Consider the following 14,736-nt stretch of genomic DNA (forward strand, 5'->3'; position numbering starts at 1 on the left):
GAAATTTATATGCAGATTATAGAAAACTTACAGCTTTAGTGATTACTTTTTGTTGATTCGTATCGGTCCTCTGCTTCTGCAAGTAGCTTAATGATTTCATCATAAGGTTTGTCCTTATTATGCCGTGATCTTAATACAGCAATTTTCCTTGGTGTTTTTCCATCTGTATCTCTAATGGTAGGGTCTGAACCTTTGTCTAATAAAAATCTAATTATCTCCAATTTGCCTTCATATGTAGCTGCATGTAAAGGTGTCCATCTTTCATATTTCGTAGCATTTATATCAACTCCTTTTTCTACTAGGAATTTTACAACCTCTGCACATCCCTCTTCTGCAGCATAATGTAGTGCTGTTAATTTAGGGATCTGCACATTAATATCTAATAGATTTTCTACTAAGAATTTTACAGTCTCTAAGTTACAATTTTGAGAAGCAATGCGTAATATCGTTTTATAATTATCTGCAGCCTTTGCCTTCATGTAGGAATAGGTAGCAATAATACATACTATTACTGTTATAAGCCACCAAAAATGCAGCTTGTTTTTTGTATCTTGACCCAATTTATCCATATTCAACATCTTTTTAATATTAAATAGATCATTTACTCATTTTTTATTAACATTACTTACTCAAAGATGCTGACAACATAGTAAGGTAACCTGAGCTATTTAAAGTATGCTCCGCTCTGTTAACTATCCATTCACCATCTACCGCTTGGTTAAAGTCTATAAGATTAAGTTTAGCTTCTGCAAAAATTTGAGGATTACCAGGCATAGTTATATCTAAAGCTTCATTGTTACGCTTCAATTGTTTCAACTTGGCATTTGCTGCACTCAGCGCTGACTCTGCATTAGAGTAAAGTTCCAGCATAATATAACTTGGCTCGCTACTACCAACTGTTTCTTTAATAGTTTCGCCCTTTTCATAGCTATGCCACTTTGCCACTACTGAATTATACTTATCACGTACGGTAAAATGTACTTTCCAGTTAATTGTATCTTGAGGTCTAATAGTCGTTGTTCCTAAAGCTTTTCCTGTGGCTGATTTTGCCATATTCTTTGAAATAAACAATATATACCCACCAGCTAATTTTGCCATTGCTTCACGCTCTGTTGCGATCTTTGTTAACAGACTTATATCACTTTCATCTGCCTGATTAATGTGGGGTATCAATACATTCTTAAATTCCTTAGCGACTTTGTATCCATATCCATGTTTTTGGGCTATTTCTTTTACTAAGTTTTCTATGGTAATTTGGCGCCATTCTTTTGATACTTTTGCCTTCAAAGATATTCTTAAATTTGTTGCATGAGCTTTGATTAGTAGAGTCTTAGGTGGACCCTGTATAGTCACTTCGTTGACTGTATATATACCCATTGGAAAGATTCCAAATTCCTTATAACCTAGTGCTATGTTCAATTCATTCGGAATATCTATGTCTTCATCCCTGTAATCAACACACACTTCAACTACATCATCTATTATTCCTGATTCATCTGTAAGGTGCAATGATATAACTCTACCTTTAATTGATTCACATTTATCTATTATAAAATCTGGCTGCATTTATTCCCAGACCTTTAATTTTGACTTTTGTACTATTTTCTTAATAGTAGGAAGCTTTATCCTTAATCCTGCAGGCAAAAAGCTTCCGTATTCTGCCAAACCTAAGTTCTCTGCTAGTACTAATTCCACTACTCCATCAGTAAATCCGTAATGTTTCCAGCAAATCAGATCTAACATCTCATTTTCTTTACTCACATAGTATACAGTCATCTATAGCTTTTTAAACTCAAACTAAATTCAACTTTTCTTGGTAGTCCATTAGGTAAAAAATACATCTGCTTTTCTTCTAACCTAGTAATTACGAATTGTCCTAAAATATTACCTAAATTATCTACTAAAATATGTGGTTTTTCAGCTTCTTTCACACTCTTTAATTGATTTAGCCCGTTGAGATTATGCAGATAAATCATTCCTTCTAAATCTATATTTTCTACACCTTGACCGATATTTTGTAATAGTGGCATATTTTCAATACACTCAATCGTGCTCCAACGATTTTCTCTGCTATACTTTAAACTTGTGGGAGCAAACTTATACGGACCAAGAGATACCGTCTTGTTAGTCAACATAAAAATTTCCTAAATTGCATCATAAAACCAAAAAAAATACTTCCAATTCACAATCTGTGTAGCAGTACACAGATTATAGTTAGTGTATATGTTGATAAGTAAATTTCTGCTGTTGTGTATATGTAAAATCAATTTACTTATCAACATACACACTAACCAGCAACATTAAATAAATTTGTGTAAGATACTATTTCACATAAGATGTGATGGAGCACTTTTTGACTTTAAACTTCAGCTAATCTTCTAGCCTTATAATTCTTGATATGATCTGGATCAAAAGCCTTCCTTGAACTTAAAACACCAAAAACTATATGGAGTAACTTGCGCATTGCAGCTCCTACAATGGCCATGTTATGCTTGCCTTTCTCTTTTAACCTCTTACAAAAAGTCATAATAATAGGATTATGCTTTTTAGATACTATAGCAGGAAAATACATTGCCTTACGTAATGTTTGTGAACCTGATTTACTTAATCTGGGCTTGGCATATACAGATGAACCTGATGTTATATTCCGTGGTATAGTTCCAGCATATGATGCCAATTGCCTGGCATTTATAAAAACTTTTATATCAGAAATTTCAGCTAAAATAGCTACTGCTGATTCCTTTCCTATGCCTGGAACAGTTAATAGTAGCTGAAAATCTTCCAACAATTCTTTGTGTTGTTTTAATAGTTCATGTATGGAGTTTTTTATTGTTTCTATTGATTGCTCTATGTTCACTGAAAGATTTTCCCAAACATTTACAACTTTTTCAGGCAGTCTCTCTCTCTCTTTCTTTTCTAAATGATTATTTACTAATGTTAATTCATTTTTTAACGCAGCTGAACAACGATAAAGATGTTTTAATTTTTTCTTTTCAGAAGAAGGTGGTGTCCAACGTGTAGGTTCCTGTCTTTGACAATAATCTGCTATAATCTCTGCATCGCTCTGATCATTCTTTTGTCGCACAAGCTTACTCCTTGCATAAGATTTTATGCAATAAGGATTTACTACACTAACAAAATATCCAGCATTGTGTAGAAATTCAGCCAAAGCTTCACTATAACAACCTGTAGCTTCCATACAGATTGTTACTTGCTCCACATTATGTTTTTGTAAAAAATCAAGTAGACCTTGAAACCCAGAATCATCGTTTTTAAAATTCCTTTTCTTAGTTTCGCGTTTCCCTTTTTTACTTATGAAAGAAAGAAAAACATCAAAGCGATCTTTTGATATGTCTATACCTAAAAAGTTGTTGATCATTTATAACTCCATACGTTACCATTTAAAATGAAAAGTAAGGCTAACCTTGTGCATACAGAATTAGAACCATTTAGGTCTTTCTAAGATACCGTCCAACCTCTACTTTTGAGAAGGGAACTCTTTTCTCTTGGACAGATTTTATATCTAAGATAACATCCAGAGTTCTTCCCTTCTCCACCTAATGCTTAAGCTTAAAACATTAGATGCTTTTTTCAAGATACAAGATAGCATCAATAAAATGTCTCTACCGTATCAAATAAAACATCACGTGACTTTTCTCTTATCCTTTTTATTACTTCATCTGCAAGACTACGAACATCTTGGTTAGGTTCTGCTTTAATGCTGATAGTGTAATTATTAGTGATGTTCTGAGTTTTATTTTGTTCTTTATTTTCAAACTTACTCCTTGCAAATATCTTATCGCTCTCTGTCTCCTCAATAAGGCTTTTGACTCTGAAGCTATTTTTATTTCTCTTTGAAAATTCTTTAATTATACTGTTACCTAGCACAGGATTTCCACTGTTGAGAATATTACTCTTTATGGGAGTATGGACTGCTTTTATTTCAGTTTTTCTTTTTTCAAATTCTTTCAGTGGGCTATTTTCCAATACTTTTCCAAATACACTTTCCCCTATCCATGAAAAAGCTTTTCCTATAGGTTCAATGAGTGATTTCCACAAGCTAGAGAAAAAGTCTTTCACCTTTTGCCAGTTAGCTATAACAAGAGCTGCACCAGTAACAAGTCCAGCAACTAAAAGTCCTATAGGGTTAGCGAGTGTTATTGCTCTTAGTCCTGTTACTACTGCAGGAAAAACTGTAGCTGATAAAAATGAAAATACTCCAAGTAGGTTTGCTTTCAGACTAAAAATCGTACTTCCTAGCAATGTAAATCCGTATCCTAGTCCTACTGCTACAATTTTTAAACTTATCAAGGCTGCTACAGTACCCATGATCGCCGTGGTTAAAGTTGGATATTTTTCTGCAAACTCTGCTATATATCTAGTTTTTTCTTGTAAAAATTCAGCTATAGATTTTAAAGTAGGCAACATCACTGAGCCCAGGTTCATACCAACTTCAGCTATTGCATTTCGAAGAAGTCGTAATTTATTAGCTGTAGTGTCTGCACGATTTTTGAATTCTTCTTGTAGAGAGCTCTTGTACTTTTCTGTATTAGCCAATAACTTTATTGCATCCTCATACTTATTAAAACTTCCAGCTAATAATGCAATATCATCTTGATATTCCTGACCGAAAAGTTTCATAAGGATTGTAGAACGTTCCTGGTTATCCATTTTCTTTAGAGTTTGAAAAAAATAGAGTAATGCTTCTTCGCCGTTTTCGCTTATTCTTTGTACTATTTCTTCTGCAGTTATGCCCATTTGCTCTAATGCTGCTTTAAAATCCCCTCCTTGTTCTTCAGCAGTCTGAAGTTTACTAAGTAGAGCATTTATAGCAGTTGCAGCTTTTGCTGGTTGTTTACCTAAACTAACGAAGGCATTTACTAAACTACTTGTTTCCTTGATGTCAAGACCAAATTGTTTTGCAGTACCACCAACTATTGCTAGAGCTTCAACCATATCTTTTGCTTTGGCAGCAGTGTTATCTGATAAGTGATTGATTACATTACCAACGTATTCCATTTTACTAACATCAATTCCATAAACGTTAGAGAGTTTAGCTATAGAATCACCTGCTTGCTCTGCAGACATATCAAATGCTGTAGACATTTTTGCCACTGTTTCTGTAAACATAAAAAGATCTTCTTTCTTGATACCAAGTTGACCACCACTTACCCCTACAACAACATTGCAAGCATTGATTTTTTTCCATATGAAAAGAGTCTGGAAGCTCTTTTACTCTAAACACGATGTTTACATCCTCAAAATTAATCTCAATTCGCTTAACTAACGTTCTAATAATATCACGTTTAGTTAGCCAGTCTGCATTATTAAGACTTGAGTTAATACTAGAGGAAAACCCCTCTAAATTTGTTACTACTAGAGTTAACTCTTGTGTGAGTTTTTTCTGATCAAATATCTTTTTCTTTTGTTCTTCAACCATTTTTAAGTTTTGTTTCATTGCTTTAATTCTTGGCTCAAATTCTTCTTGATCAATATATTCTTGAGCATAACTATCAATTAACCTTGCAATACCTCGTTTTAATTTATCTTCTTGTGTTTCAAGCAAAGCGCTTTTTTGATCTAGTGGTGATTTTTTAAGTTCTGAAAGTCTACGTTTATACTCCTCTAATATTCTATTCGGATTTTTTAATAGATGTTTCACCTCTTCCCACACAGCCATGTCTAATGTATCTGTACGAATTAATTTGTTGTTACACATTTTATTACCGCCAAAACGGTATGAATCCGTGCCAACACAACGATAATATACCTGATTATTAGTTTTTTTCCCCTCCTTATTCCTTGCAGTGCTAGTACCATAATATGCATAATTGCAAAGCTTACATACTACTAAACCTTGCAATAAATGTCTTGCTCCTCTTTGTCTTGTTCTTGCTATTTTTCTATTCTCAGCTAATTGTTCTTGAACGATTTCAAATAAATCTTCGCTTACTATACTAGGTACTTTAATATAAATCCAATCCTCTTTTGGAACAGGATAAGTAGAATAATTATCTTTTGGATGCTCGCAGGAGTTTTTTTTCGGTCTTATATGTTTTAGTTTTACGCCAAACCTTGTTTTACCAAAAGCTGCTTGTCCTTTATAAGCAGAGTTTTTTAACATACTCAAAACTACAGCCCTATCCCAATACTCTTTTCCAGTTCTCGTCATAATGGACATAGCACTTAGCCTACGACATACTTCTCCTATACTGGCTCTTTCTCTTCCTACCCAAGAGAATACTTTACGAACAACTTCAGCTTCTTCTTCATAAATCTCAAATAAGGCCTGTCCTGTTTCTGTATTTTTGTTTATATAACGATAGCCATAAGGAGCAGCACTCATTACACTTATACAACCCTTATTTGCTGCATAAATCTTTCCTCGACGACTTCGTTCCATGATTTTTGCACGTTCGTATTCTGCTATCATACCTTGCATTTGTAATAGTAATTGAGATTCTGGATGGCTTTGTTGCATAGCACTGATAGGCATGTAAATCACAATGAACTTACGCAGCTAATTTAAATTTAGCCATACCAATATCAGTAAATTTGTTCAGTAAGTAGCACTTAATTAACAGCTCTTTTTCACGATTTACCTCTGATTTATTTTTCAAGCCAAACCCAAATATTTGCTTCAACCTATAGAAAAAGACTTCAATATAAGACCGTGCTCCATACTTAACTTTTTTCTTCCATTCATTAATACCATCTTCATAATTCTCATATGACCTAATTCTACTAATATACTTGTTTCTTTCTGATAAGTAGTCAGCTAAACAAATTTTAGTATCCTTCCTAGGGCGAATAATAGGCACAATATTGTATTTTCTGCATTCTTTATACACACTTTTTATATCATAAGCCGCATCTGCTCGAATAGAACAAATGTTATATTTATCACTGACTTCTTCTAACATATCGCAGACCGGCAAATAGTCTACAGCAACACCACTAGTGTAGTTCATGCTTATTGCTTTCTTATCATTTATGTTTAAAATAACATGTAATTTTCTTACTTGACCATAACCACTGTATTTTCTTTTTCGAATATTAAGCTTACTATGCCCACCGTTATTATTGTAGATACTAACTCTAGTGCTATCTACGGCAATTTCAACATTTTCCAGATCATCTTTATTGCTTCTATGGTCATCAATCTTCAAATTAAGCTTTTTAAATCTTCTGGAAGCTTGTGTATAGCTGATAATCTTAAGTTTTTTGCCTATTTGTACCATATAACCTTTTACAAAACCTACAGCTTGTCTCAAGCCAATTCTAAAAAGATGAACTATTATGTGTATTAAAATTACAACTTTATCACTATAAGTGTTATTGCCACCTGCAACTTTTGGACTATTTTCATACCAATTTTCTATGGCTTGATTAACAAAATGAAAAACATTTCCTCTTTTTTTTAGAAACTCATTATATTCTCTTTGGTTACTTACTCTCATTTTTTGTGGCATAAGTTATACTTGTTTGAAAAATGCCTATTTTACAACAAAATGCGTTAGTAACCATAAGCTTTTCTCCTTACAATAACCTCAACCAACACTAGCTATGCAACAAAGCCATTCTGGATTATCGCTAATTTGATAATTTAAAAAAATGACTTCCACTCCTAATTTCTTAAACTCTTCAAGTAATATCATCTGATATGCATACTTACGAGATAAACGATCAGGAGAATGAATATAAACCTTATCAATGTTACCTTCTGCTATTTTATCACGTAATTTTTCCAAACCAGGACGGATTATGTTAGAACCACTATAACCATTATCAATAAATTTATATTCATTTAATAATTTATGTCCATCCATACTAATTTGATTCTCTATAGCAGCAATTTGGCTTGCTATTGTATCTTCTTGTGCTTGCCTCCCTGAAGAAACTCTTGCATATAAACTAACTGTTACCATTTTACCGTCCTCAAATCTACTTTCTTATATTCAGAGTTTTCTTCCTTTTTGCTCGCTTTTATTGGTTTACTTAACACTAATTTTTCATATGCATCTAATAGATACAACTCTGCTAATCGATTTACTTCATAACTACAACTAATCCGCACTATTAATTTCTTGTTGCCCATGAGCTCTACCATATATTATCCATCGAGACATATGGTTATTTGATCATTAGCTCTATAAATAAATTCAACTCTCCGTTCTTTTTGTAGAAGCTTTCGAGAAATAGTCTTCTCAAGTTTCAGGTTTATTGCAATATTGTTGGCGGAGTCCCTGCTGACATATTAGCGAGCCAAGAAATCAAAAAGTCACTTTTGCCGATTTTAGGTGGGCCACCCAGTACCAATAAGCCTCTTTTTGTTAAAATTCTTGGTGAGATTATATCCTCTGGTATTGGCGATCGATCGTCCAAGTATTCTTTCACACTGAAAAAAGGAATTTTTTGACCAATAGTTAAAAAGTTTTGTAGCATATAATAACCTCCTATATGTTGGGCGTGACAGGTTGAATTGCAAAAGCTTTAGTTTTAATTTTTGTAAGAAGTTTTCCTAGATGCGGTTCTTCAACCATATTAAGGCAACCACTTCGATCTTTAGCAGGATATCCCCAAGAATTAATCGTCTGACAGACAAATGAACGAACCTCTGTACCATCATCTTTCTTGATTCCAACCATACTGATTACCTCATCAACAATACCTGGAATTTCACTTGCAGTTTTAGCTCCTTCACATTGAGGTAGCCAAGTTGAGCGATTGAAATCATCGAGGTATTGTCCAAGAGTTCCAACTGTAATGATGTCTTTATTTGGAATATGTTGAAACTGATTGAGCCAAGCCATCATTTCTTGAGCAAGTAACCCGTAAGCAGCTCTCATATCTTGTTTTCCTGATCTTTCAGAAAAAGCTTCAGGTTGCATTTTTGACCATAAAAGACATAAACGCGAGGCTACTGTAATACTATCGATAAAAACACATCGATACTTGAGAAACTCCGAAGCAAGCTCTTTGTATTTACTGGATACATGCTCATAGTGTCTTTGGCTATATGCTGAGTCAGATTTTAACGCAGGATTAGGACCACCTATGAGACATGCAATATCTCTTGCCTCATTCCAAGTACGAATACTTACAGAATCCCCTTGCCAATCTTGAACAGCAAGTAAACCTGCCTCAAAATCAAGACAAAGTGTTGGTTCATTTATGGTCTTTAAGAGACTAGTTTTACCTATACCATAAGGACCAAAGATGACCATTTTTATACCTGTTTGAACTTTTAGCCGTTCATTGCTGTTCATTATTTTCATTTTTCTCCCAGTACCTAAATATATATGTACGATGACCTAGGCAATTCGTCCGCAATTTGCAAAAAAAAAATTTTGAGCAAATATAATCGAGAGCTTATAACTTCTCTAAAACTGAGAATTTATCGCGTATTCGTTCTAGTGTGCGATAGATAGTTGTCTTTGGTATTTTGGTTATTACAGAAACTTCAGTAATAGTAAATACCTTAAGTAATTGACATAAATTACTATCTTTTTCAGACAAAGTTGAAATTATATTATTTATATCAGTGCGAATTATCGCTTCGATTTCCGAGTTCCTATGATCTGGAATATCGTCGTTTATATCATCAAAAGTTATATTACGTTTTAGACATAACTGATTGCGTAACATATTGCGAGCACAATAATTAGCTAATCTAGCAACGAAAGTACTAAAACTACTTCTTTTCTCATCGTGCTGGTTAAGATATTGCCAAACCTGACAAAAAAGCTCTTGTTCTATATCTTCGAGACTTTCGTTAATAAAACAGCTTTTGGATTTAAGGCGCGAAGCTTGAAATCTCACATGTTTAACAATTGTAGAATCGATTCCTTGATAAGAATTCTTCATAAAAACTCCAAAAGTTTCATGAATAGAGATTTTTACCAAGACTTTGTATGACTAATTTATTATAAAAAAGTAGTAATAATTTTTTTATCTAAAAGAATAAAATCTTTAAAAATTAAAATAAGATTTAAACGTTTTGATACACTACTGAAGCTACTTTTTCATAGGTAAAAAACTACCAATTTCGTACCTAATTTCTGAGTTACTAATTAGTATTTCAGAAAGCAGTAATCGTTAAGTTATTGATAATATTGTCTTTTTTATGTTCTATTCCTAAAAGCCGTTTCTAAAGTTAAGTGGCTAAAATCGGCCAGTAAAGAGGGTTTACGGATTACTGAAGTCTTATATATATTATATATATATTTAAATACAGGTAAAATATAATATATGATAATATAATAATATAAATATTGGCGTAATATAAGTTATGTAAAATAGTTATTAAGATAAGTAAAGATGAAAAAAACTCAAATGGCAGGATATGAAATTTTTTTTAATTTTTTTTCAAAATTGCGGACGAATTTGCGAGTCATCGTACATATATATTATACAGGGCATTGAACTTTAATTACACAAAGGAGTTTTTGTACGTCAATCTTAACGCTAGATCTCGGCAAGCAAACCGGCTGGGCAATTCTTACAGATGGAGTAATTGAAAGTGGAAGCAAAAGCTTTCATGGTAGCCGTTTCAGTGGAGGTGGAATGTGTTTTTTAAGTTTTCACAATTGGCTTAATTCTTTGAAACATGAGTTCACTGCAGTGTATTTTGAGGAAGTAAGAAGACATCTAGGAACTGATGCAGCGCATTGCTATGGCGGTTTTCTCGCAGTTCTGTCTGCTTGGTGTGAAGAGAACAATATTCCCTACCAAGGTGTTAATGTTAAAACTATAAAACGCTTTATAACAGGCAAAGGCAATGCAAGTAAGAGTGAAGTTATTGAAGCGATACGTGAAAAAAGTTTTTCACCTAGAGATGATAATGAGGCCGATGCTTTGGCATTAATGTTCTATATTAGTAAAGATATTAATAAGACAAAAAACCCATAAAAAGTGGGTCCTTTCAGCTAGAATGGCGGATTTGGTGGGTCAGACCCCAGGCCTTCTCTAGCGTCAGATATATTTTGAATATTAACTTTTTAATTATTAAGATATGAATTTAGCAATCCACTACTATCCTACTCGAAACCTAGTTGAATATGAGCGTAATCCTCGTAAAAATGATGACGTAGTAAATAGAATGTGTGCTTCAATCAGGGAATTCGGCTTTCGTATACCAATAGTTGCAAAAAGTGATGGCACTGTGGTTGATGGTCATTTAAGACTTAAAGCAGCAAGAAAACTTGGTATGGAAAGTATACCAGTGGTCTTAAGTGATAATTTAAATGAACCACAAACTAAAGCTTTTCGATTACTGGCAAATCAATCAGCTAATTGGGCAAAGTGGGATGATGAGCTTTTGAAAGTAGAAATTCAAGAGTTAGAAGATTTACAGTTTGATCTTAAAATGACTGGATTTGAATTAGAAAAAGTTCAACATTTCCTTGATGATTTAGATAGTGAAAAAGAAGATTTTTCTGACTTGGTTGGTGATGACAAAAAGGTAGAAATAACAAAACCAGGTGATCTATGGATTTTAGGTGATCATCGAATCTATTGTGGTGATAGCTCTGTAGTTGAATCATATAAAGCGCTGTTAGATGATAAAATGGCAGACATTACTGTTTGTGATCCTCCATATAATGTTGATTATGGTAGCAGTCAAGAAAGAGAGGATAAAAAGATACTAAACGATAATCAAGGTGAAAAGTATGAGCTTTTTCTCTATGATATTTGTACTCATATTTTAGCATATACTAAAGGTGCAATTTACATCTGTGCATCATCATCAGAGTTTTCAACGTTGCAAAAAGCATTTGAGGAAGCGGGAGGAAAATGGTCAACTTTTATCATTTGGGCGAAGAATCACTTTACGCTAGGAAGATCAGATTATCAAAGACAATACGAAGCAATGCTTTATGGATGGAAAAGCGGCAATAAACGTGAGTGGCATGGCGGTAGAAATCAAAGTGATCTGTGGTTTTATGATAAGCCAACGCACAATACACTACATCCAACAATGAAGCCAGTAGAGCTAATGGAAAGAGCAATAGTTAATAGCAGTAGATCAGGAGATATCGTACTTGATCGTGTGTCCAGAGAAGGCAAGTATGTTCAGTGGGAGGTAGACCCACCAGGATAAAAGTCGAAGTCCTGTAGCTAGGGTAGCAATGTGGAGGGAAAGCAAAATGTTGAAGCCTACCGACAACGTTATCATAGGATAATGGCGAATTACTAGGCCGTAGCGAAAGCAAACATATAGGTGGCCTCGAAAACGATAAGAACTGAAGGCTGAGCCAGCGGTCAATGGGCGAAAGCAGAATAGGCAGTTGAAAAACGACTGATACAATTGTTCTACTTCAGCGGGGTGGTAGTGATAGCATGGTAATGAGGACATACAAAGCAACTGGAGAAGCCCTCCTCATCCCAAGGAGAAATACCTTGGAGTGGTAGGTTCTATAACTGGAAAACAGGAAAAGAACCGAAGATGAAAGGGTGGCGGATGGGTGTGTAGTAGCGAAGAAGTGGGGTAACGCCCATGGAGCAAAGGCACCCTACTAGTAGAGATCTTTTAACAAAAGGAAGGTAAAGGTAAAAATGACAAAAATGCCAATAAAATTACAAGACCTGAGAAGAAAGATATATATCAAAGCGAAAGCAGAACCGGAATGGCGATTCTGGGGAATCTATGTACACGTCTGCAAGATGGAGACACTAGAAGAAGCATATAAGCTAACAAAGAAAAGCAATGGGGCACCAGGAATTGATGGGGTAACATTCAAATCGATAGAGGCAGAAGGCTTAGAAAAGTATCTTCAGCAAATAAGACATGAACTAATAACCAAAACCTATAGCCCAAATAGGAACCGGAGAAAGGAAATACCAAAAGTTGGGGGAAAACTCAGAACGTTGAACATACCCTGCATCCGGGATAGAATAGTGCAAAGTGCACTAAAGCTAATAATTGAACCGATATATGAATCTGACTTTCAGGACGGATCATATGGATATAGACCCAAGAGAAAAGCGCATGAAGCAGTAAGCAGAGTAGCGAAAGCAGCAATCAAAGGCAATACAAAATGTATTGATGTAGACCTGAAATCCTATTTTGATAACGTACGACATCATATTCTCATGGAGAAAATTGCCAAGAGAATAAATGATAAAGAAATCATGCACTTGATTAAGCTAATCCTTAAGGTAGGAGGAAAACGAGAATAGCGCAAGGGTCGCCTATCTCACCGTTGTTGAGCAATATATACCTCAATGAGGTAGACAAAATGCTAGAGAGAGCAAAAGAGGTGACCAGGGAAGAAAAATATCAACGTATAGAATACGCCAGATGGGCAGACGATTTAGTGATACTGATAGATGGGCACCAGAGATGGGAATGGCTCGAGAAATTAGTGTACAAAAGGTTACAAGAAGAATTAGCAAAACTAGAAGTAAGTGTAAATGAAGAAAAGACAAAAATTGCCAATCTAAAGAGAGGAGAAACATTCGGCTTTCTAGGATTTGACTTTCGAAAGAAAATTACAAAACAAGGAAAGTGGAGAGTACAGATAACACCACAGATGAAAACACGAACAAGCCTACTTCAAAAGTTGAAGAAGGTATTCAGTAACTATAAATCGCAACCAATACGGAGAGTGATTCAGATCATCAATCCGATATTGAGAGGGTGGGTAAACTACTTTAGAATAGGAAACTCAAGTCGAAGCTTCAGCTACGTTAAACAGTGGGTAGAGAAGAAAACAAGACGCAATATGATGCAAGCCAGAAAAGCAAAAGGATTTGGTTGGAAAAGGTGGAGTAGCGAATGTATATATGAGACCCTTGGTCTATATTCGGACTATAGAATAAGATATTACGTTCCGAAAGCCTTACCAGCACAATATGTTATAAACTTTGGTAAGAATCTACTAGGAAAGCGTAGTGCGGGAAATCCGCATGCTGCGTTTGATGAGGCGGGAATTGGAAACGTAAACATGGGAATTTTGGATTGAGGACCAACATGAAAATAATGGATCAGCCACCAAACCCTAAAGAGGCGCGCCAGTTCTCGACCCTACCATTTAGTGGATCTGGTAGCACGCTGATTGCATGTGAGAGAACAGGAAGAAGTTGTAGAACGATAGAGCTAGATTCAAAATTTGTAGATGTAACGATAAAACGTTGGCAAGTATACACGGGAAGAGATGCCATTTTAGCCGATAATGGTAAAACTTTTGCAGAAACTCAAGAAGAAAATTCGTAGAAAAGAGGCACAAAAGAGAGAGGAGAAAAAAAGTGGAAAAGATAACGCAAACAGAATGGGCAAGAGAACAAGGATTTTCAAAGCAATATGTCTGTTATTTAGTAAAAAAAGGAATAGTTGAGTTGGAGGATGGTTTGATCAATAGAGAACAAGCAAATGAAGCGGTGGCAGCAATAAGAGATCCAAGTCAGCCACTTAGGAGGAAAAATCCAGAAAACGAAAATACAAATAACCTTTCTACAATGTTGCTAAAAACGCGAATAAAAAATGAAATGGAGCGAGGAAGGTTGCTAGAAGCAAAGGCAAAAGCTGAAATAGGAGAACTTGTAGCAGTAGAGGAAGTAAAAAGTGAGGCATTTAACGTAGCAAGAGTTGTACGTAATAATTTGCTTAATGTTCCAAATAGAGTTTCAGCACTGCTTGCATCACTGAGTGACACTGAAAAAATTCACGAGACGCTAACTGAAGAGATTACAAACTCACTTGAAGAATTATCTAACGCTAAATTTAAAATATAA

Annotated in this window: 15 protein-coding genes and 4 pseudogenes; 6 read left to right on the forward strand and 13 right to left on the reverse strand. The window is 34.7% G+C overall.

Annotated elements, in window-relative coordinates; genetic code table 11:
• Positions 1 to 35: 35 nt before the first annotated feature.
• The 13 genes and pseudogenes from OPR58_RS11005 to OPR58_RS11065 form a co-directional block, all read right to left on the reverse strand.
• Entirely contained in the window at positions 36 to 569 is a 534-nt protein-coding gene (locus OPR58_RS11005; protein WP_155968672.1) for an ankyrin repeat domain-containing protein, read from the reverse strand.
• Positions 570 to 621: 52 nt separating this feature from the next.
• Positions 622 to 1,566: a contractile injection system protein, VgrG/Pvc8 family gene (locus OPR58_RS11010; RefSeq protein ID WP_253303046.1), complete on the reverse strand. Its 945-nt coding sequence runs from the start codon at positions 1,564 to 1,566 to the stop codon at positions 622 to 624.
• Entirely contained in the window at positions 1,567 to 1,776 is a 210-nt protein-coding gene (locus OPR58_RS11015; RefSeq protein WP_015589019.1) for a tail protein X, read from the reverse strand. It lies immediately after the preceding gene.
• Positions 1,773 to 2,135: a phage tail protein gene (locus OPR58_RS11020; RefSeq protein ID WP_265022703.1), complete on the reverse strand. Its 363-nt coding sequence runs from the start codon at positions 2,133 to 2,135 to the stop codon at positions 1,773 to 1,775. The genes OPR58_RS11015 and OPR58_RS11020 overlap by 4 nt, the downstream gene beginning before the upstream one ends.
• Positions 2,136 to 2,359: 224 nt before the next feature.
• Entirely contained in the window at positions 2,360 to 3,379 is a 1,020-nt protein-coding gene (locus tag OPR58_RS11025; RefSeq protein ID WP_265022704.1) for an IS110 family RNA-guided transposase, read from the reverse strand.
• Between the two features lie 230 nt (positions 3,380 to 3,609).
• A pseudogene (locus tag OPR58_RS11030) lies at positions 3,610 to 5,178 on the reverse strand (phage tail tape measure protein); the annotation flags it as partial.
• On the reverse strand, positions 5,090 to 6,496 hold the full coding sequence (locus OPR58_RS11035) for a recombinase family protein (RefSeq protein ID WP_320109915.1): 1,407 nt from the start codon (positions 6,494 to 6,496) through the stop codon (positions 5,090 to 5,092). The gene OPR58_RS11035 and the pseudogene OPR58_RS11030, both read right to left, overlap by 89 nt.
• Positions 6,497 to 6,512: 16 nt before the next feature.
• Complete coding sequence (locus tag OPR58_RS11040) at positions 6,513 to 7,472, reverse strand: IS5 family transposase (RefSeq protein WP_265022212.1); 960 nt, start codon at positions 7,470 to 7,472, stop codon at positions 6,513 to 6,515.
• A 78-nt stretch (positions 7,473 to 7,550) separates the two neighbouring features.
• Positions 7,551 to 7,928: a recombinase family protein gene (locus OPR58_RS11045; RefSeq protein WP_265022275.1), complete on the reverse strand. Its 378-nt coding sequence runs from the start codon at positions 7,926 to 7,928 to the stop codon at positions 7,551 to 7,553.
• Positions 7,922 to 8,110, reverse strand: a complete 189-nt coding sequence (locus tag OPR58_RS11050; protein WP_038249248.1) for a hypothetical protein — start codon at positions 8,108 to 8,110, stop codon at positions 7,922 to 7,924. The genes OPR58_RS11045 and OPR58_RS11050 overlap by 7 nt, the downstream gene beginning before the upstream one ends.
• Positions 8,111 to 8,244: 134 nt before the next feature.
• Positions 8,245 to 8,445: pseudogene (locus tag OPR58_RS11055) on the reverse strand (AAA family ATPase); the annotation flags it as partial.
• 11 nt (positions 8,446 to 8,456) lie between these two features.
• On the reverse strand, positions 8,457 to 9,278 hold the full coding sequence (locus OPR58_RS11060; protein ID WP_253303059.1) for an ATP-binding protein: 822 nt from the start codon (positions 9,276 to 9,278) through the stop codon (positions 8,457 to 8,459).
• A 94-nt stretch (positions 9,279 to 9,372) separates the two neighbouring features.
• Entirely contained in the window at positions 9,373 to 9,867 is a 495-nt protein-coding gene (locus OPR58_RS11065) for a sigma-70 family RNA polymerase sigma factor (protein WP_019236463.1), read from the reverse strand.
• Positions 9,868 to 10,458: 591 nt separating this feature from the next.
• On the opposite strand from OPR58_RS11065, the gene OPR58_RS11070 reads away from it, so the two are divergent.
• The 6 genes and pseudogenes from OPR58_RS11070 (at position 10,459) to OPR58_RS11095 (ending at position 14,736) form a co-directional block, all read left to right on the forward strand.
• Complete coding sequence (locus OPR58_RS11070; protein ID WP_226079873.1) at positions 10,459 to 10,911, forward strand: crossover junction endodeoxyribonuclease RuvC; 453 nt, start codon at positions 10,459 to 10,461, stop codon at positions 10,909 to 10,911.
• Positions 10,912 to 11,014: 103 nt separating this feature from the next.
• Positions 11,015 to 12,067: pseudogene (locus OPR58_RS11075) on the forward strand (DNA modification methylase); the annotation flags it as partial.
• A gap of 491 nt (positions 12,068 to 12,558) precedes the next feature.
• Complete coding sequence (locus OPR58_RS11080; RefSeq protein ID WP_265022252.1) at positions 12,559 to 13,182, forward strand: reverse transcriptase domain-containing protein; 624 nt, start codon at positions 12,559 to 12,561, stop codon at positions 13,180 to 13,182.
• A 26-nt stretch (positions 13,183 to 13,208) separates the two neighbouring features.
• Positions 13,209 to 13,967, forward strand: a complete 759-nt coding sequence (locus OPR58_RS11085) for a group II intron maturase-specific domain-containing protein (protein ID WP_265022253.1) — start codon at positions 13,209 to 13,211, stop codon at positions 13,965 to 13,967.
• 65 nt (positions 13,968 to 14,032) lie between these two features.
• Positions 14,033 to 14,218: pseudogene (locus tag OPR58_RS11090) on the forward strand (DNA methylase N-4); the annotation flags it as partial.
• A 32-nt stretch (positions 14,219 to 14,250) separates the two neighbouring features.
• Complete coding sequence (locus OPR58_RS11095; protein ID WP_265022706.1) at positions 14,251 to 14,736, forward strand: hypothetical protein; 486 nt, start codon at positions 14,251 to 14,253, stop codon at positions 14,734 to 14,736.

It is taken from the genome of Wolbachia endosymbiont (group B) of Ischnura elegans (assembly GCF_947251585.1).
Classification (GTDB): domain Bacteria; phylum Pseudomonadota; class Alphaproteobacteria; order Rickettsiales; family Anaplasmataceae; genus Wolbachia.

Excerpts from the sequence above, each read along its gene's own strand:
- OPR58_RS11020 (WP_265022703.1), bottom strand. The coding sequence starts at position 2,135 with ATGTTGACTAACAAGACGGTATCTCTTGGTCCGTATAAGTTTGCTCCC.
- OPR58_RS11035 (WP_320109915.1), bottom strand. The coding sequence starts at position 6,496 with ATGCCTATCAGTGCTATGCAACAAAGCCATCCAGAATCTCAATTACTA.
- OPR58_RS11045 (WP_265022275.1), bottom strand. The coding sequence starts at position 7,928 with ATGGTAACAGTTAGTTTATATGCAAGAGTTTCTTCAGGGAGGCAAGCA.
- OPR58_RS11065 (WP_019236463.1), bottom strand. The coding sequence starts at position 9,867 with ATGAAGAATTCTTATCAAGGAATCGATTCTACAATTGTTAAACATGTG.
- OPR58_RS11005 (WP_155968672.1), bottom strand. The coding sequence starts at position 569 with ATGGATAAATTGGGTCAAGATACAAAAAACAAGCTGCATTTTTGGTGG.
- OPR58_RS11060 (WP_253303059.1), bottom strand. The coding sequence starts at position 9,278 with ATGAAAATAATGAACAGCAATGAACGGCTAAAAGTTCAAACAGGTATA.
- OPR58_RS11040 (WP_265022212.1), bottom strand. The coding sequence starts at position 7,472 with ATGCCACAAAAAATGAGAGTAAGTAACCAAAGAGAATATAATGAGTTT.
- OPR58_RS11050 (WP_038249248.1), bottom strand. The coding sequence starts at position 8,110 with ATGGTAGAGCTCATGGGCAACAAGAAATTAATAGTGCGGATTAGTTGT.
- OPR58_RS11025 (WP_265022704.1), bottom strand. The coding sequence starts at position 3,379 with ATGATCAACAACTTTTTAGGTATAGACATATCAAAAGATCGCTTTGAT.
- OPR58_RS11010 (WP_253303046.1), bottom strand. The coding sequence starts at position 1,566 with ATGCAGCCAGATTTTATAATAGATAAATGTGAATCAATTAAAGGTAGA.
- OPR58_RS11015 (WP_015589019.1), bottom strand. The coding sequence starts at position 1,776 with ATGACTGTATACTATGTGAGTAAAGAAAATGAGATGTTAGATCTGATT.
- OPR58_RS11080 (WP_265022252.1), top strand. The coding sequence starts at position 12,559 with ATGACAAAAATGCCAATAAAATTACAAGACCTGAGAAGAAAGATATAT.